The sequence below is a fragment of the Pseudacidovorax sp. RU35E genome (assembly GCF_900156165.1).
Taxonomy (GTDB): Bacteria; Pseudomonadota; Gammaproteobacteria; order Burkholderiales; family Burkholderiaceae_C; genus Xenophilus.
In genome coordinates this window covers 141918-158361 of sequence record NZ_FTMY01000005.1, presented here as the reverse complement: position 1 = coordinate 158361, position 16444 = coordinate 141918, and the positions used below count along the sequence as shown (strand labels likewise).

The 16444-nt window shown below is 71.2% G+C and carries 16 protein-coding genes; 8 read left to right on the top strand and 8 right to left on the bottom strand.

Going from position 1 to position 16444, the window contains the following annotated elements:
• Nucleotides 1–2: 2 nt before the first annotated feature.
• Nucleotides 3–392, bottom strand: coding sequence for an adenosylmethionine decarboxylase (speD, locus tag BXA03_RS10585; protein WP_076507139.1), 390 nt, complete (start codon nt 390–392; stop codon nt 3–5).
• Nucleotides 393–589: 197 nt separating this feature from the next.
• Here speD and tkt point away from each other — a divergent pair, with 197 nt between their 5' ends.
• The 3 genes from tkt to gap are packed head-to-tail and all read left to right on the top strand — an operon-like array spanning nt 590 to nt 4223.
• Complete coding sequence (gene tkt, locus BXA03_RS10580; protein ID WP_076507136.1) at nt 590–2623, top strand: transketolase; 2034 nt, start codon at nt 590–592, stop codon at nt 2621–2623.
• Nucleotides 2624–2639: 16 nt separating this feature from the next.
• Nucleotides 2640–3203, top strand: coding sequence for a GNAT family N-acetyltransferase (locus tag BXA03_RS10575; RefSeq protein ID WP_076507133.1), 564 nt, complete (start codon nt 2640–2642; stop codon nt 3201–3203).
• 21 nt (nt 3204–3224) lie between these two features.
• The gene (gene gap / locus BXA03_RS10570; protein ID WP_076507131.1) at nt 3225–4223 is read left to right on the top strand and encodes a type I glyceraldehyde-3-phosphate dehydrogenase; all 999 of its coding nucleotides are present in this window, start codon (nt 3225–3227) and stop codon (nt 4221–4223) included.
• Nucleotides 4224–4318: 95 nt separating this feature from the next.
• On the opposite strand, the gene BXA03_RS10565 is transcribed toward gap, so the two are convergent.
• From BXA03_RS10565 to BXA03_RS10540, 6 genes are all read right to left on the bottom strand, one after another.
• Entirely contained in the window at nt 4319–6094 is a 1776-nt protein-coding gene (locus BXA03_RS10565) for a putative bifunctional diguanylate cyclase/phosphodiesterase (RefSeq protein ID WP_083716017.1), read from the bottom strand.
• Complete coding sequence (locus BXA03_RS10560; RefSeq protein WP_083716016.1) at nt 6091–6888, bottom strand: GGDEF domain-containing protein; 798 nt, start codon at nt 6886–6888, stop codon at nt 6091–6093. Before BXA03_RS10560 ends, BXA03_RS10565 begins: the two co-directional genes overlap by 4 nt.
• 22 nt (nt 6889–6910) lie before the next feature.
• A complete protein-coding gene (locus BXA03_RS10555; RefSeq protein WP_076507125.1) occupies nt 6911–7300 on the bottom strand; it encodes a DUF1987 domain-containing protein in 390 nt (129 codons plus the stop codon).
• 37 nt (nt 7301–7337) lie between these two features.
• Nucleotides 7338–7910, bottom strand: a complete 573-nt coding sequence (locus BXA03_RS10550) for a SiaB family protein kinase (protein ID WP_076507122.1) — start codon at nt 7908–7910, stop codon at nt 7338–7340.
• 6 nt (nt 7911–7916) lie between these two features.
• Entirely contained in the window at nt 7917–9152 is a 1236-nt protein-coding gene (locus BXA03_RS10545; protein WP_076507119.1) for a SpoIIE family protein phosphatase, read from the bottom strand.
• A 112-nt stretch (nt 9153–9264) separates the two neighbouring features.
• Nucleotides 9265–10656, bottom strand: coding sequence for an amidase family protein (locus BXA03_RS10540; protein ID WP_076507117.1), 1392 nt, complete (start codon nt 10654–10656; stop codon nt 9265–9267).
• Between the two features lie 170 nt (nt 10657–10826).
• Here BXA03_RS10540 and BXA03_RS10535 point away from each other — a divergent pair, with 170 nt between their 5' ends.
• Complete coding sequence (locus BXA03_RS10535) at nt 10827–11414, top strand: DNA-3-methyladenine glycosylase (RefSeq protein WP_076507113.1); 588 nt, start codon at nt 10827–10829, stop codon at nt 11412–11414.
• A gap of 65 nt (nt 11415–11479) precedes the next feature.
• Here BXA03_RS10535 and BXA03_RS10530 read toward each other — a convergent pair whose 3' ends face one another.
• On the bottom strand, nt 11480–12697 hold the full coding sequence (locus BXA03_RS10530) for an MFS transporter (RefSeq protein ID WP_076507111.1): 1218 nt from the start codon (nt 12695–12697) through the stop codon (nt 11480–11482).
• 136 nt (nt 12698–12833) lie between these two features.
• On the opposite strand from BXA03_RS10530, the gene BXA03_RS10525 reads away from it, so the two are divergent.
• The 4 genes from BXA03_RS10525 (at nt 12834) to BXA03_RS10510 (ending at nt 16430) form a co-directional block, all read left to right on the top strand.
• Nucleotides 12834–13754 carry a LysR family transcriptional regulator gene (locus BXA03_RS10525; RefSeq protein WP_076507108.1) on the top strand — a complete coding sequence of 307 codons (921 nt, stop codon included), beginning with the start codon at nt 12834–12836 and terminating at the stop codon, nt 13752–13754.
• Nucleotides 13755–13827: 73 nt separating this feature from the next.
• Complete coding sequence (locus BXA03_RS10520) at nt 13828–15150, top strand: Nramp family divalent metal transporter (protein WP_076507106.1); 1323 nt, start codon at nt 13828–13830, stop codon at nt 15148–15150.
• 69 nt (nt 15151–15219) lie between these two features.
• The gene (locus BXA03_RS10515; RefSeq protein ID WP_076507104.1) at nt 15220–15510 is read left to right on the top strand and encodes a YciI family protein; all 291 of its coding nucleotides are present in this window, start codon (nt 15220–15222) and stop codon (nt 15508–15510) included.
• A complete protein-coding gene (locus BXA03_RS10510) occupies nt 15507–16430 on the top strand; it encodes a hypothetical protein (RefSeq protein ID WP_076507101.1) in 924 nt (307 codons plus the stop codon). The genes BXA03_RS10515 and BXA03_RS10510 overlap by 4 nt, the downstream gene beginning before the upstream one ends.
• Nucleotides 16431–16444 lie beyond the last annotated feature (14 nt).

Below are 16444 nucleotides of genomic sequence, written 5' to 3'. Positions count from 1 at the left end.
TGTCACGCCAGATGGCCGGTGACACTGCCCCGGTGCAGGACGTTGCGCTCCACATGACGGGGCGCAAACAGCGCAATGAGCGCTTCCTGAACGGCCCGCGCCGCGTCGGAATGGTCGCCGCCGAAGTTGCAGACATAGACATCGAGCGTCACGCTGCCCTGCTCAGGCCAGGTGTGGACGCAGACGTGCGATTCCGCCAGCAGCAACGCAGCCGTCACGCCACCGCGGCCCGCAGGGGTGCCCGGGAAGTGGTGCGCGATCTGCCCTACCGCGGTCAGCTTCGCCACCGTGACCGCGCGTGTCAGGCATTCGAGAAGGATCGTTCCATCAGTGAGCCAGAAATCGGCACACTGGCAATCGTGAAGATCGGCTGTGAGATGCAGGCCGTGCATGTGCGCACTCTAGCAGTCCCGCGAGCCCGCGGGGCGCGAAGCGCTCCGATATTCTTAACAAATAGACCACACTTTTTGATGCAGGACCAAGGATCGATGGCCTGAGCCGGGCGCCGCTGCAGGCTGACGGGCCAGGCAAGCGTGCCTCGCTAAAATGCCCGGCTCTCCTCTTTCCACTCCCCGAAAGCCCCTTTCCCATGGCCAACCAAGCCCTGATGGCCAACGCGATCCGCGCGTTGGCGATGGACGCCGTTCAGCAAGCCAATTCCGGCCATCCCGGCGCCCCGATGGGCATGGCCGACATGGCGGCGGCCCTCTGGGGCGAGCACCTCAAGCACAACCCGGCCAACCCCCACTGGGCGGACCGCGACCGCTTCGTGCTCTCCAACGGCCATGCGTCGATGCTGGTCTATGCCCTCCTGCACCTGACGGGCTACGACCTCCCCATCGAAGAACTGAAGAACTTCCGCCAGCTGCACAGCCGCACCGCCGGCCACCCCGAAGTGGGCATCACCCCCGGCGTGGAAACCACCACCGGCCCGCTCGGCCAGGGCATCACCAACGCCGTGGGCTTCGCGCTGGCCGAAAAGCTGCTGGCCGCCGAGTTCAACCGCGACGGCCATGCCATCGTCGACCACCACACCTACGCCTTCCTGGGCGACGGCTGCCTGATGGAAGGCATCAGCCACGAGGCCGTGGCCCTGGCCGGCGCCTGGAAGCTGGGCAAGCTGATCGCCCTGTACGACGACAACGGCATCAGCATCGACGGCAAGGTCGCGCCCTGGTTCATCGACGACACGCCCAAGCGTTTCGAGGCCTGCGGCTGGAACGTGATCGGCCCGGTGGACGGCCATGACGCCGCCGCCGTCTCCGCCGCCATCGCCCAGGCCAAGGCCGGCGAGGGCAGCAAGCCGACCCTCGTGGTCTGCAAGACGCAGATCGGCAAGGGCAGCCCCAACCGGGGCGGTACCGCCAAGGCCCATGGCGAACCCCTGGGTGCCGACGAGATCGGCCTGACCCGCTCGGCCCTGGGCTGGGAACACGCCCCCTTCGAGCTGCCCGAGGCCGTCTACCAGGACTGGGACGCCAAGGCCAAGGGCTCGGCCGCCGAAGCCGCCTGGAACGAGAAGTTCGCCGCCTATGCGCAGGCCTTCCCCGACCTGGCCGCCGCCTTCGAGCGCCGCATGAAGGGCGAGTTGCCCGCCGCCTTCGACCAGGTGGTGGTCGACGCCGTGCTGGCCGCCCACACCAAGGGCGAGACCGTGGCCAGCCGCAAGGCCAGCCAGCTGGCGCTGGAGACGCTGACGGTGCAGCTGCCCGAGCTGCTGGGCGGCAGCGCCGACCTGACCGGCTCCAACCTGACCAAGACCGCCGCCACGCCCGACCTGCGCTTTGCCGCCGACGGCGCCGTGGTGCGCACCGAGGACGGCCGCATCGGCCACCACATCAACTACGGCGTGCGCGAGTTCGGCATGGCCGCCATCATGAACGGCGTGGCGCTGCACGGCGGCTTCATTCCCTACGGCGGCACCTTCCTGACCTTCAGCGACTACAGCCGCAACGCCATCCGCATGGCGGCGCTGATGAAGCAGCGCGTGATCCATGTCTTCACGCACGACTCCATCGGCCTGGGCGAGGACGGCCCCACGCACCAGTCCATCGAGCACGCGGCCAGCCTGCGCCTGATTCCCAACCTCGACGTGTGGCGTCCCGGCGACACCACCGAAACGGTGGTGGCCTGGGCCTGCGCCCTGCGCAACAAGACGCAGCCCACCGCGCTGCTGCTGTCGCGCCAGAACCTGAACTACGCGCCCAAAGACGAGCTGGCCGACATCAGCCGTGGCGCCTACGTGCTGGCCGAGCCCTCGCGCGTGGGCCTCAAGAAGAAGGCCAAGGCCGTGATCATCGCCACCGGCTCCGAGGTGCAGCTGGCGCTGGCCGCGCAGGAGATGCTGGCGGCCCGCAAGATCCCGGTGCGCGTGGTCTCCATGCCCAGCACCACCACCTTCGACCGCCAGGACGTCAAGTACAAGAAGGCCGTGCTGCCCAAGGGCCTGCCGCGCATCGCGGTGGAGATGGGCAGCACCGGCGGCTGGTGGAAATACGGCGTCGATGCCGTCGTGGGCATCGACAGCTACGGCGAATCGGCCCCGGCCGGCGTGCTGTTCAAGCACTTCGGCTTCACGCCCGAGAACGTGGCCGCCACCGTGCAGGCCGTGCTCAAGGGCTGAGGAACCTCCTGCGCCGATGAGCCTCGCCGCCTTTCCCGAACTGAAGACGGAGCGGCTCATCCTTCGTGAACTGGCGCATGCCGATGCGCCGGCCGTGGCCGCCATGCACCGCGACCACGAGGCCATGCGCCACTGGGGTGGCACCCTGCTCGACACCGAGGTGGCCGCCCACGATTTCATCGCCCGCTGCCGCACCGGCTGGCAATGGAGCCCGCCTGTGATGCGCTGGGCCGTCGCGCGCCCCGGCGACGACACGTTGCTGGGCACCTGCGGACTGTTCAACTGGGACCCGCGCTGGCACCGCTGCACCCTGGGCTACGAGCTGGCCCGTGGCGCCTGGCAGCAGGGCTACATGCGCGAGGCCCTGGCCGCGGTGCTCGCCTGGGCCTTCCGGACCCAGGCCATCCACCGGATCGAGGCGCTGATCCACCCCGACAATGCCGCTTCCTTGCGCCTGGCCCAGTACCTGGGCTTTCGGATCGAGGGAAGATTGCGCGAAGCGGCCTTCTGGGACAACCGTTTCCACGACATGGCGCTCCTGGGCCTGCTGGCCTCGGAGCTGCGCGTTTTTCCAAACTGAAACTCTAGAAAGAGCATCGACATGACCATCAAATTGGGCATCAATGGCTTCGGTCGCATCGGCCGCAACGTGCTGCGCGCCGCGGTTCAGAACTTCCCCGACATCGAGGTCGTGGGCATCAACGACCTGCTGGAGCCCGACTACCTGGCCTACATGCTGCAGTACGACTCGGTGCACGGCCGCTTCAAGGGCGACATCGCCGTCGAGGGCAACACGCTGATCGTCAACGGCAAGAAGATCCGCCTGACGCAGGAGCGCGATCCGGCCGCCCTCAAGTGGGACGAAGTCGGCGCCACCGTGGTGCTCGAATCCACGGGCCTGTTCCTGACCAAGGAAACCGCGGGCAAGCACCTGGCCGCCGGCGCCAAGAAGGTGATCATGTCGGCCCCGTCGAAGGACGACACGCCCATGTTCGTGTACGGCGTCAACAGCAGCGGCTACGCCGGCGAGGACATCGTCTCCAACGCTTCGTGCACCACGAACTGCCTGGCCCCGCTGGCCAAGGTGCTGCACGACAAGTGGGGCATCAAGCGCGGCCTGATGACCACCGTGCACGCCGCCACCGCCACCCAGAAGACCGTCGACGGCCCTTCCAACAAGGACTGGCGCGGCGGCCGCGGCATCCTGGAGAACATCATCCCCAGCTCCACCGGCGCCGCCAAGGCCGTGGGCGTGGTGCTGCCCGAGCTCAAGGGCAAGCTCACCGGCATGAGCTTCCGCGTGCCCACCTCCGACGTGTCGGTGGTCGACCTGACCGTCGAGCTGTCGAAGGAAGCCAGCTACAAGGAGATCTGCGCCGAGATGAAGGCCCAGAGCGAAGGCGCGCTCAAGGGCGTGCTGGGCTACACCGAGGACAAGGTGGTGGCCACCGACTTCCGCGGCGATGCCCGCACCTCCATCTTCGACGCCGAAGCCGGCATCGCGCTGGACGGCACCTTCGTCAAGCTGGTGAGCTGGTACGACAACGAGTGGGGCTACTCGAACAAGTGCCTGGAGATGACCCGCGTCGTCGCCAAGTAAGCAGCGCCGCACGGGCTGCCCCGGCGGCCCCTGGACTGCGATGAAGAGCGCGCCCCTGTGGCGCGCTTTTCTTTTGGCGGTCCGGCATCCGGCCCTCAGGCCCGCGCCCGCAACCAGTTTTCCAGCGCCGCCTTTTCCATGGGCATCGCCAAGTGATACCCCTGCCCCTCGTGGCAGCCCATGGCCTGCAGGGCGCGGCAGGCGGCCGCGTCCTCGATGCCTTCGGCCAGCACGGCCAGGCCCAGCCGGCGACCGAGCTGCACCACCATCTCGGCGATGCGCGCGCCGCGCGGCTCGCCCAGTTGGCGCACGAAGGTGCGGTCGATCTTGATGCGGTCCAGCGGCAGGCGCTCGAGGTAGCTGAGCGAGGAATAGCCGGTGCCGAAGTCGTCGATGGCGATGGAGATGCCGTCGGCGCGCAGCCCCTGGAGCGTCGCCTCCAGGAAATCGGTGGGCAGCACGGCCACCGATTCGGTGATCTCCAGCTCCAGGTGACGACCCGAGATGCCCGACTCGGCCAGCGCGTTTCGCACCGTGGTGGCAAAGCCCGGGTCCTGCAACTGCGCCATCGACACGTTGACCGCCATGCGCTGTGGCGCGCCGCCCCCGTCGAGCAACTCGCGCATGGTGCGGCATGCGGTGACCAGCACCCATTCGCCCAGCGCCACGATCAGGCCCGAGTGCTCGGCGACCGGGATGAACTGGGCCGGCGGGATGAAGCGGCCGTCCTCGCAGCGCCAGCGCAGAAGCGCCTCCAGGCCGATCAGCGCGCCGGTGTCCAGGTCCAGCTGCGGCTGGTAGACCAGGAAGAGCTGCCGGTGCTCGATGGCGGCGCGCAGATCCGACAGCAGCATGGCCCGTGCCCGCGCTTCGGCGCCCATGTGGTCGAGGTATTGCAGGTGCTGGCCACGGTGGTCTCGCTTGGCGCGCTTGAGGGCGATGGTGGCGTCCTTGACCAGATCGACGCCGCTGCCGCCGCCCTCACCCAGGCGCACCCAGCCGCAGGTGAGCGTGACCTTGTGCGGCACGGCCTCCACCGTCAGCGGCTGGCCCACGCAGTCCAGCAGGCGCTGCGGCGCCACCTGGCCCGCCGAGCCCAGTACGCCGAAGGTGTCTGCGCCGACGCGGGCCAGCAGCACTCCGGGCGGCAGGGTGTCGGCCAGGCGGGCAGCCACCACCTCCAGCAGGCGGTCGCCGAAGCGGTGGCCCATCACATCGTTGGTGGCGCTGAAGTCGTCGATGTCCACCAGCGCCAGGATGTGGCCGTGCAGGCCACGGCGCACGCATTCGTCCACCCTCTCGATGAAGCGGGCGCGGTTGGGCAGCGGCACCAGGGGGTCCTGGTACGCCCGGTCGTGCAGTCGCTCCAGCAGCCCGCGGCTGTGCAGCAGCAGGCCCAGGTTGTCGCAGACGGCATCGAGCAGGCGCCAGTCGGGCCGCGCGTCGGGGCTACGGGGCACGTCGAGCAGCACGGCCATGCCGCCGGTGCCGGCCCGGCCGATGAAGAGCACCGTGCGGCCGGCCGCATCCCGCGTGCTGGCGCCGCGCACCAGCGCGTCGGTCAGCAGGGCGCGCACCGGCGCCTCGGGCAACTGGGCCAGCGGCAGATCGCGCCATGCGGCGTAGCGGCCTCGGGCCATGAGCACCTGCGGTCCGCAGGCGTGGCCATCCGGCGCAGCGCAGACCAGCCCGTGGCAAGGCGCGTCCAGAAGCAGGGCAAGCTGATCCAGCGCACGCTGGGCGAAGACCCGCACATCGGTCTCGGCCAGCGCCCGTCTCACGGCGGCATGCACATCGGGAGACGGCTCGCCGTGTGCGCGCAGGTCCGCGCGGGCCGCCTTTGGCCGGCCAAGTACGAACGGTGACGTCATGCGCCAGGCGCCCCCACGGCAGAAGGAAGGGCAGGCGCTGCGTCGTCCGAACCCGCTGCCGGGACCCAGGGCGCGGCGCACGCCACCTGGTTGCGCCCGCCGCGCTTGGCCGCATAGAGCGCCTCATCCGCCTGCGCATAGGCCAGGTCGAAACCGGCGCCGCGCGGCATCCAGCTCAGCCCGAAGCTGGCCGTGATGCGGCTGCCGTCGGGCAGGCCGAAGTCGCGGCCTTCGATGGCGCGGCGCACCCGTTGCGCGAGCTGCGCGGCACGCTCCATCGCGCCGTCGGGCAGCACCACGGTGAATTCCTCGCCGCCCACGCGGCCGATCTGCGCACCGGGCGGCACGGCGTGCTGGAGGCAGTCCACGACGCCCAGGATCACCCGATCGCCGGTGGGGTGGCCGAAGCTGTCGTTCACGCGCTTGAAGTGGTCGATGTCCAGCACGACCAGCGCCACGTCATGGCTCAGGAAGTGCCGGTTGGCCAGCTCGATGATGGCGGCGCGGTTGAGCACGCCCGTGAGCGGGTCGTGCGTGGCGCGGTATTCCAGTTCGGCCGCGAGGTCCTGCAGGCGCTGGTTGAGGCGGGTCATCTCCAGCTCGGCACGGTCGCTGCGGCGCACCAGGCGACGGGTCTCGCGCAGCAGGCGGTCATAGCTGGCCAGCAGCTCGCCAAGGGCGGCGTGCGAGGCGGCGGCGTCGCCGGGGCCCGCGTCGTGCACCGCACGTGCGGCGGCCAACGCCTGGCGCTCGGCATCGAAGAGGTCGGGCGGCGTGGCCGCGACGTCATGCATGGGCGCTCGTCCGCGGCCGGGCTCAGCGCGCACCGACCGGCAGGCAGCGGAAGGCGATCGCCGGGAAGTCATCCGCGAGCTCCTGGCCGAATTCGAGGATGGTGTCGTCCTCCTCGTCGTAGTACCACGACAGCTGCACTTCGCTGCCCGTCTCTGCCGCGCCGTGCAGGGCTTCGATCAGGTTGAACAGCATCTTGGTGCTGGAGCTGTTGAAGTAGGCCAGCGCGATATGCACCTCGATGCGGGCCGGCGCGGCCTCGGCCAGGTAGGCGCGCAGGCGGGCCAGCACGTCGCCATAGAAGGCGGCCGCGTTCTCGGGATAGGACTCGCCGCGCAGGGCGAGCGAATGGCCATCGAAGCGGAAGTCCACCTCGGGCGATGTGGGCGTGGGGGCGATGTAGAGGTTGTCCATGCCGAAGGATTCGGGGAAAGGCTCGCGCGCGTGCGCGTCAGATGCAAGCCTTGAGATAGAAGACCGGCGCGCCACGCATGGCATCGGCCGCGTCGAAGTCGAAGTCCAGCGGCTCGCTGGCGTCGCGCGCCACCGTGAGCAGCCCCATGCCGGCGCCCTTGCTGCCTACGGGCGTCTCGTCGCGCAGGCTCTGCCGGTAGGCCTGCTTGATTTCGTCCAGCGTCATGGCGCGCAGCGCCTCGAGCTTGGCCCGCAGCTCACCGGCCACTTCGGGCTCGACCGGGTTGGCGCACAGCAGCAGGAAGCGGCCATCGACTTCGCGGCGGATGCACACCGAGCCATGGCGCAGTTCGCGGTCTTCCTGGTGCGGCGGCGTCAGGGCGTCGGCCGAGTAATGAATGATGTTCTGCGCCATCTCGACGAATGACGAGAACAGCTTGCGCCGCGTGGGCCCGGCCACGCCGGCCACTTCAAGCTGCAGCTTCACCGCCTCGGCCATGGCGCCGACGATGTGCTGCGAGAAGTAGCCCACGTAGTAGAAGATGACCTGGTGCTGGCGCGCCAGGTTGAAGAAGGTCCCGTACTTGTCGGCGATCGGGTCGGCGGGCATGGGTTTTCAGAGACGGAAGCAGAAGAAGGTGAGGTCGTCGCGGCGGTGGTGCTCGCCCTGCCAGTCGTGCAGGGCGGCTCCGATGGCGCGGTTGATGTCGGCGGGCGATGCGGTGTCCGGCTGGGTCTGCAGCAGTTCGCGCAGGCGGCGCTTGCCGAAGGCGATGGCACGCGGCCCGCCGATCTGGTCGATCAGGCCATCGGTGGTGGCGAAGACGAGACTGCCCGCAGGCAGTTGCAGCGTCTGGTTGGGCCAGACCTGGTCGAGCGGGCTGTCGACGTAGCCCACGCCGCGGCGATGGCCTTCCAGCAGTTCGACTTCACCCGCGCCGGGCCGGCGCACGAAGAGCGACAGGCGAGCACCCGCAAACACCAGCGTGCCCTCGGCGGGCTGCACCCACAGGCAGGCGGCATCGAGGCCGTCGTCGGAGCCGGGCGTCTCGTCCTGACCATCCATCTGTCCCAGCGCCTGCTTGATCCCGCGGTTGACGCTGGCCAGCAGCCCGCCCGGGTCGCGCGGACCCCGGCGCTCGATGGCCTGGCCCAGGCTGGCGGAGGCGATGAGCGTCATGAAGGCGCCAGGTACGCCGTGGCCGGTGCAGTCGGCCACCGCGGCGAACCAGCCCTCCGGCGTGCTGCAGGCGTGGAAGAAATCGCCGCCCACCACGTCGCGGGGCGCCCAGACCAGGTCGGCTTCTGGGCAGGCCCGCGCCAGCGCGTCGCGCGAGGGCCGCAGCATGGCCTGCTGGATCACGCTGGCGTACTCGATGCTGAGCATGATCTGGCGGTTGCGCGCGGCCTGCATCTCGGCCACGGCACGCATGAGCTGCAGCCCGCTGCCAACGCCGGCGAAGGCGCCGCCGCGCGTCACGATGAAGCCGTCGGCCAGCGCCTTCTCGCCGAACTCCACGGCGCGAAAAGTGAGCGTGTCGATGTCCAGTGCCTCGTCCACCACAAGCGGCTCCTTGTCCATGAAGGCGATGCAGCTCTTGCGGCCGTAAAGCTCCATGCGGAAGGGCTTGCTCATCTGCGACAGGAAGCTGTTGCGGTTGATGAGGCCGATGGGCCGGCCCTCTTCGACAACAGGCAGGCCATTGAGGTCGCGGTGGCGTGCGAAGACTTCCATGACCTTGTCATTGGTCTCGTCCACCGTCATGCAAGGCACCGGCACACACAGGTCGGCGGCGCTGGGCTGGCGGGAACGGGGGCGGAAGTCGCTGAGGTATTCGCTGGCGGCGGCCATGGGAGATGGCGCAGAGGTCGTGGACGGCAATGTAAGTAAACGTTAAACACTGCGTGTGACAGCGCTGTGACTGGATGGCAGCCCGCCCGTCTCGCCGGCCGCCCGGCGGGCGTCAGTCCGCGGCCGCGATCCGCCGCGCCACGTCGATGGTCCCGCGGTCGTGCAGCCACGGGCCGATCACCTGCACACCCAGCGGCAGCCCGCTCGCCCCCGTCATGACAGGCACGGCCGTGGCCGGCAGGCTGGCCAGCGAGGCGAGGCTGGCCCATGCGGCCTGGGCCTCGTAGGACGTGTCCGCGCCGTCGATGTGCAGCTGGCGCCGGGCCCAGTCGGCGTCGTCCTGGTGCGTGAAGGCGGCGCAGCCGAAGGCGGGCATCACGATGGCATCGACCCGTTCCAGCAACGCGAAGCACTGCGCCCGCAGCCGGCCGCGGTCGGCCACCAGGCGGATCCATTCGTGCGCGTTCAGGTCGCATTCGGCGCCGGGCTCGAAGGCGCCGAGCACGGTCATCACCCACTGCTGGTAGGCCCGGTGCAGCACCGCCAGGTCGGGCATGGCGCCGGGCGACAGATCTTCCGCACGCACGATGCGGGCACCCTGCGCCTGCAGGCGCCGCGCCGCCTCGGCCACCGCGCCGCGCACCTCGGCATCGGCCGGCGCGAGCGGATGGGCGTCCAGCACCAGCACCTGCCAGCGCGCGGGATCGGGCTGCCGCGGCGGCGGCAGTTGCAGCTGCCAGGCCTGGGCCATGGGCATCTCCGGGCCGGCGAGCACGTCCAGCGCCAGGAGCAGGTCGTCGGCATTGCGCGCCAGCGGGCCGATGACCGTGGGCAGGTCAGGCGGCGGCCCGAGCGTGTCGGGCGTGCCAGGGAAGGCCTGGCCGCGCATCGGCAGGATGCCGGTGCTGGGCTTGTGCGCCCACACGCCGCAGAAATGCGCGGGCACGCGCAGCGAGCCCATCAGGTCCGAGCCCAGTTCCAGCGCCACCAGGCCCGCCGCCAGCGCAGCTGCGCCGCCGCCCGAGGAGCCGCCCGGCGTGCGCGAGGCATCCAGCGGGTGCACCGTGCGGCCGTAAATCGGATTGGCCGTCTGCCAGTCGGCCAGTGCCACGGGCACATTGGTCTTGCCCAGGATGACGGCGCCCGCGGCCTTGAGCCGCTGCACCGCCGCCGCATCCGTCGCCGGTCGGAAGTCGCGAAACGGCGGCAGGCCCCAGCTGGTGGGCAAGCCGGCGATGTTGAAGGACTCCTTCACCGTCATCGGCACACCCAGCAGCGGCGGTCGCTCGCCCTGCGCGCGCCGGGCGTCCGCGGCCCGGGCCTGGTCGCGCGCGCGGTCGAAGTCGCGCAGCACGACGGCGTTGAGGGCGCCGTCCTTCGCCTCGATGGCGGCGATGGCCGCGTCGCAGAGTTCGAGCGCCGTGGCCTCGCCCGTGGTGACGGCGCGGGCGCAGGCGGTGGCGCCCTGGTGGATCAGTGTGACGAAGTCGGTCGGCTGGGGCATGACGGGCGAGGTCGGCGGCCGAGGCACGGCGCCGCTGCTGGGTGACGAGGACGCCGCCATTCTGGCGCGATGCACCCGGGCGCGGGCTGTCGGGCGCACCGGCATTCGTCCGGCGCCGGCGCAGGGGCGCGCCTCCTAGACTGGTGCGATCCGCCCTCTCGCCGCTACCTGTGCCTGCCCCTTCGTCCGCGACCGCCTTCATCGACTTCCTCGCCCCGGCCCATGAAGTGGCGCCGGCCCTGATCGGCGTCGAGGTGCTGGTGGACGGCGTCGGCGGCCGCATCGTCGAAACCGAGGCCTACGACCGCGAGGACCCGGCCTCGCACAGCCACCGCGGGCCCACGCCGCGCAATGCGGCCATGTTCGGGCCGCCGGGCCGGGCCTACGTCTACCGCTCCTACGGCATCCACTGGTGCCTGAACTTCGTGTGCGGCCCCGAGGGCCACGGCGCGGGCGTGCTGATCCGCGCGCTGGCGCCCACCGAGGGCCTGGCCCGCATGCGCGAGCGCCGCGGGGTGCAGGACGTGCGCCTGCTGGCCGCGGGCCCCGGGCGTGTGGCCCAGGCGCTGGGCGTGGACGCCAGCTTCAACCACCTGCGACTGGACGCCCCACCCTTCGAACTCCGCCCACGAGTCGCTGACGAGAACATTCAGGTGCAGACTGGCCCGCGCATCGGCATCACCCGCGCGGCGGACGTGCCCTGGCGCTTCGGCGAGGCGGCCTCGCCCTTCCTGAGCCGGCCCTTTCCGAGGCGATGAGGCCGGATGCAGAAAGGCCGCCCGGGTACGCGTGGAGGCCTTTCTGCAGGGGGCCCGGAGAGCGCTCAGCCCCGCCGCGCCGGCCACAGCCGCACGGCCAGCGTGGCCCCGGCGCTGGCCATTGCCAGCAGCACCACGCCGAACCAGCCCGCATGGGCCAGCACCTGGCTGCCGAGCGCGGCGCCGGCGGCCATGCCGATGAACATGCCGGTGAACAGCAACGCATTGAGCCGGCTGCGGGCGCCCGGGTCCAGGCTGTAGACCAGCGTCTGGTGCGCCACCAGCGTGGCCTGCACGCCGAAGTCGAAGCCGATGGCGGCCACCACCAGCAGGCCGATCTGCGCGGCGGGCGGAAGCAGGTCCTGCACCAGCAGCAGCGCGAAGGAGAGCAGCGCCAGCCCGGCGCCCAGTTGCGTCACCCGGTTGGGGCCGCGCCGGTCGGCCAGGCGACCGGCCAGCGGCGCGGCCAGCGCACCGGCGGCACCGGCCAGGCCGAAGGCGCCGGCCGCGGCGCTGCCCATCTGGAAGCGCTCGTGCAGCATCACCGCCAGCGTGGACCAGAAGGCGCTGAAGCCGATCGACAGCAGGCCCTGCGCCAGCGCCGCGCGGCGCAGCGGCCCGTAGCGCTTCCACAGATCCACCAGCGAGGCCATGAGCTGGCCGTAGCTCAGCTGCGTCGTCGGCACGAAGCGCGGCAGCCCGCGCCACAGGGCGATGCCGATCAGCGCGATGGAGCCGGCCGCGGCCAGGAAGACGGCGCGCCAGCCCCACTGCTGGCCGACCAGCCCGCTGGCCACGCGCGAGAGCAGGATGCCCAGCAGGAGCCCGGTCATCACGGTACCCACGGTGCGGCCGCGGTGCGCCTCCGGCGCCAGCGCGGCGGCGGCGGGCACGATGTCCTGCGCCAGCGTCGCCGTGAGGCCGATGGCCAGGCTGGCCACCAGCAGCGCGCCCAGGCCGGGCGCCAGCGCGCTGGCCAGCAGCGCCAGCATCAGCAGCACCACCTTGACCAGGATGATGCGGCGACGGTCGTAGCGGTCGCCCAGCGGAATCAGCAGCAGGATGCCCGCCGCATAGCCCAGCTGCGTCAGCGTGGGCACGAGGCCGGTATGGGCCGGGCTGGCGCCCAGGTCCGCGCCCAGGATGCCGAGCAGCGGCTGTGCGTAGTAGAGGGCGGCGGCGCCCAGGCCGGCGCCCGCAGCCAGCATCAGCACCAAGGGTCGCGACAGGTCGGGCTGGGCAGGCACGGGGGCGGGGCCGGCGGCAAGAGGAAGGGATGACATGGGGAACTCCTTGGCAGTCTGCGGCGCCGCCTCTCACGTCCAAGCAAGGTTGGCGCCGCCGAATTGGGTGCATTCTTTCAACGAATGACAAAAAGCTGTAGACGGCCGGATTGCAGATTGGCTATACGCTCAACGCATGAAAGACGCGCCTTTTGCGGTCGACCGCCTGGACCTGCTGCAGACCTTTGTGCGCATCGTGGACGCCGGCAGCCTCTCGGCCGCTGCCCAGCAGATGGGCAGCACCCAGCCCACCGTCAGCCGCCGCCTGCAGGCGCTGGAGCGCAGCCTGGGCCTGCGGCTGCTGCACCGCTCCACCCATGCCATGGCACTGACCGAGGACGGGGAGCGCTGCCTGGCCCAGGCGCGGGAGCTGCTGGAGCGCTGGGACAGCTTCGAGGCCGACGTGCGCGGCGCCCGCAACACGCCGCGCGGCCATTTGCGCGTGCTGGTGCCGCATGCCTTCGGGCAGGACCAGCTCATGGCGCCGCTGCTGGGCTTCCTGCAGGCCCATCCCGAGGTCAGCGTCGAATGGCTGCTGCACGACAGGCAGCCGGACTTCATCGCCGAGGGCATCGACTGCGCGATCCGCGTGGGCGCCGTGAGCGATCCCTCGGTGGTCGCCCAGCGCCTGACCGAGATCCAGCGCATCGTGGTGGCGCCGCCCGGCCTCTGGGGCGAGGGCCCACCGCCCGAGGCGCCGCAGCAGCTGGCCGCCCTGCCCTGGCTGGCGCTGCAGACCTTCTACCGCGACGAGGTCACGCTCGCGCACGAGGCCGACGGCAGGCGCGAGACCTTCGCCATCCGGCCCCGCCTCGCGACCGACAGCCTCTATGCCACCCGCCGCGCGGTGCTCGGCGGGGCCGGCGTCGCGCTGGTGTCGGCCTGGGCAGTGGCGCCGGATCTGGCCGAGGGCCGGCTGGTGCGCTTGGCGCCGCATTGGGTGGGCGATCCGTTGCCCATCTACCTGATGCATCCCTACGCGCGCCAGTACCCGCCGCGGCTGCGCGCCTTCACGGCGTGGATGCGCGAGCACATGCCGTCGCCCGAACACTTCTGACCGCACGCACCCCGCCGCCCGGCGCCCCCGCGCCACCCGGTCCGCGAGGCGCCTCCTTACCATCGGCCCCGCCATGTTCCGCCTGCCCCGCACCGCCACCGCGCCCTTCTGCCCCTCTGAAGTCAAGGGCAGCGTCACCGTCGACCCCGGCCAGCCCTTCCACAGGAAGCTGCTGAAGTTCGCCGGCCCCGGCCTGCTGGTGTCGGTGGGCTACATGGACCCGGGCAACTGGGCCACCGACATCGAGGCCGGCTCGCGCTTCGGCTATGGCCTGCTCTTCGTGGTGCTGCTGGCCAGCCTGGCGGCGATGCTGCTGCAGACCCTGTGCGTGCGCCTGGGCCTGGCCGGCGGGCTGGACCTGGCCCGCGCCTGCCGCCAGCGCTATGGCCCGCGCACCAACCGCTTTCTGTGGCTCGGCGCCGAGCTGGCCATCGTGGCCTGCGACCTGGCCGAGGTGCTGGGCAGCGCGCTGGCGCTGCACCTGCTGCTGGGCGTCTCCATTCCCGTGGGCATCGCCATCACGGCCTTCGACACGCTGCTGGTGCTGGGCCTGCAGGGCGCGGGCTTCCGCCGCGTCGAGGCCATCGTGCTCGGCCTGGTGCTGACCATCGCCGGCTGCTTCGCGGTCGAGCTGGCGATGGCCCAGCCCAACTGGTTCGGCGTGGCGATGGGCTTCGTGCCCAGCCTGGAGCGGCTGCAGCAGCCGGGCGCGCTGTACCTGGCCATCGGCATCGTGGGCGCGACGGTGATGCCGCACAACCTGTACCTGCATTCCTCCATCGTGCAGACCCGGCTGGTGGCGCGCACGCCCGCGGCCACGCGCGAGGCGGTGCGGCTGGGCACGATGGACGCCGTGCTCTCGCTCACGCTGGCGCTGTTCGTCAACGCGGCCATCCTGATCCTGGCGGCCAGCGCCTTCCACGGCGGCGGGCGCGCCCCGGTCACCGAGATCGAGGACGCCTACCGGCTCATCGAGCCGGTGGTGGGCGGCCTGGCGGCCACGCTCTTCGGCATCGCGCTGCTGGCCTCGGGCCAGAGCTCGACCTTCACCGGCACCATCGCCGGCCAGATCATCATGGAAGGCTTCCTGGACCTGAAGATCCCTTGCTGGCAGCGGCGGCTGGTCACCCGGGCACTGGCCATCGTGCCGGCCTTCGTGGGCGTGTGGTGGTTCGGCGATGGCGGCGTGGGCAAGATGCTGGTGCTGAGCCAGGTGGTGCTGAGCTTCCAGCTGCCCTTCGCCATCTGGCCGCTGGTGCGCTTCACCAGCGACCGCGATCTGATGGGCGAGTTCGCCAGCGGGCCGTTGATGAAGGCCGCGGCCTGGGGGTTGTTCGCGGTGATCGGCGCGGCCAATGTGTGGCTGGTCTGGACGGTCGCGACGGGGCAAGGCTGAGGTCGCAATCCTCGCGCCGGCCGAGGCCTTCCGAGACAGCGGCGGGACCGGCGGGCTACCCTCGGGCGCATGTTCATCGTCACCCTCACCTACATCCGCCCCGTCGAAGAGATCGACGCCCACATGGAGGCCCACGTCGCCTGGCTGCGCCGCCATTACGACAGCAGCCTGTTCGTCGCCTCCGGCCGGCAGGTGCCGCGCGTGGGCGGCGTGATCCTGGCCCGCTCGGGCGACCGCGCCGCCCTGGAGGCCGTGCTGGCCGAAGACCCCTTCGCGCAGCACAAGCTGGCTCGCATCGACATCGTCGAGTTCACGCCCAGCATGACCGCGCCGGGCGCCGAGGCGCTCAAGTCGATATGAGCGAGCGCCCTGCCGCGCCACCGCGGTCGGCCGCTGGCGCGGCGCTGAAGCGCGCCTTGCTGCTACTCGTGGCCACCGCGGTGCTGGCCGGCTGCTGGCTGGTGCCGCTGGAGCCCCTGGCCCGCGAGCAGCTGCGCGCCGGCCTGCAGCGCTCGCTCACCGCCTTCGCCGCAGCGCGGGCGCTGGGCGCCGTGCTGTCGGTGGCGCAGGGCACGCAGCTGGACGTCAAGCCCGCCGGCGTCGGCCTGAGCCTGGCCCCAGGCCAGGCCCTCAAGCCGCTCAACGAGCTGGTGGACCGCTTCGCCGCGGTGATGCTGGCCGCCAGCGTGGCCTTCGGCATCCAGCTGCTGATGCTGGGCATCGGCGGGCATGTGGCGGTGTCGGTGGCGCTGACGGCGGTGCTGCTGGCCTGGCTGGTGCTGCGCTGGCGGGCGGACTCGGCCGCCGCCAGCGCGGAAAGGGCAGCCGTCGGCGCCGATGCCCCAGGCGCGAGAAAGGACGCCGCGGCGGCACGCGCCCTGCGCTGGCTGTCGCCGGTCTTCGCCGGCCTGCTGCTGGTGCGCTTCGCGGTGCCGGCCGTGGGCCTGGCCAACGAGGGCGTCTACCGGGCCGTGATGGCGGGCGAATACCAGTCGGCCCTGGCGGTGATCGAGGCCTCGCCCGAGCAGGTGGTGGGCCGCACCCAGCCGGCCGCACCGGCCGAAGAGGGGCTGCTGGAGCGCCTCAAGCGATGGTCCGAGCGCGCCACCGACCTGCGCGCCGGCTACGAGGCGATCCTGCAGGCGGCCGGCGAATGGACCCGCACCATGGTTCGGCTGATCGCCGTGTTCGTCGTGCAGACCGTGCTGCTGCCGCTGGGCTTCCTGTGGCTGATGTGGCGGCTGTCGCGCGCCATCGCCGGCAGCGCCGCCCTGCGGTGAAGCCTGCGCACCGC

Bases quoted from the DNA above. Each gene is read 5' to 3' on its own strand.
- speD (WP_076507139.1), bottom strand. From the start codon at position 392: ATGCACGGCCTGCATCTCACAGCCGATCTTCACGATTGCCAGTGTGCC.
- tkt (WP_076507136.1), top strand. From the start codon at position 590: ATGGCCAACCAAGCCCTGATGGCCAACGCGATCCGCGCGTTGGCGATG.
- BXA03_RS10575 (WP_076507133.1), top strand. From the start codon at position 2,640: ATGAGCCTCGCCGCCTTTCCCGAACTGAAGACGGAGCGGCTCATCCTT.
- gap (WP_076507131.1), top strand. From the start codon at position 3,225: ATGACCATCAAATTGGGCATCAATGGCTTCGGTCGCATCGGCCGCAAC.
- BXA03_RS10565 (WP_083716017.1), bottom strand. From the start codon at position 6,094: ATGACGTCACCGTTCGTACTTGGCCGGCCAAAGGCGGCCCGCGCGGAC.
- BXA03_RS10560 (WP_083716016.1), bottom strand. From the start codon at position 6,888: ATGCATGACGTCGCGGCCACGCCGCCCGACCTCTTCGATGCCGAGCGC.
- BXA03_RS10555 (WP_076507125.1), bottom strand. From the start codon at position 7,300: ATGGACAACCTCTACATCGCCCCCACGCCCACATCGCCCGAGGTGGAC.
- BXA03_RS10550 (WP_076507122.1), bottom strand. From the start codon at position 7,910: ATGCCCGCCGACCCGATCGCCGACAAGTACGGGACCTTCTTCAACCTG.
- BXA03_RS10545 (WP_076507119.1), bottom strand. From the start codon at position 9,152: ATGGCCGCCGCCAGCGAATACCTCAGCGACTTCCGCCCCCGTTCCCGC.
- BXA03_RS10540 (WP_076507117.1), bottom strand. From the start codon at position 10,656: ATGCCCCAGCCGACCGACTTCGTCACACTGATCCACCAGGGCGCCACC.
- BXA03_RS10530 (WP_076507111.1), bottom strand. From the start codon at position 12,697: ATGTCATCCCTTCCTCTTGCCGCCGGCCCCGCCCCCGTGCCTGCCCAG.
- BXA03_RS10525 (WP_076507108.1), top strand. From the start codon at position 12,834: ATGAAAGACGCGCCTTTTGCGGTCGACCGCCTGGACCTGCTGCAGACC.
- BXA03_RS10520 (WP_076507106.1), top strand. From the start codon at position 13,828: ATGTTCCGCCTGCCCCGCACCGCCACCGCGCCCTTCTGCCCCTCTGAA.
- BXA03_RS10515 (WP_076507104.1), top strand. From the start codon at position 15,220: ATGTTCATCGTCACCCTCACCTACATCCGCCCCGTCGAAGAGATCGAC.
- BXA03_RS10510 (WP_076507101.1), top strand. From the start codon at position 15,507: ATGAGCGAGCGCCCTGCCGCGCCACCGCGGTCGGCCGCTGGCGCGGCG.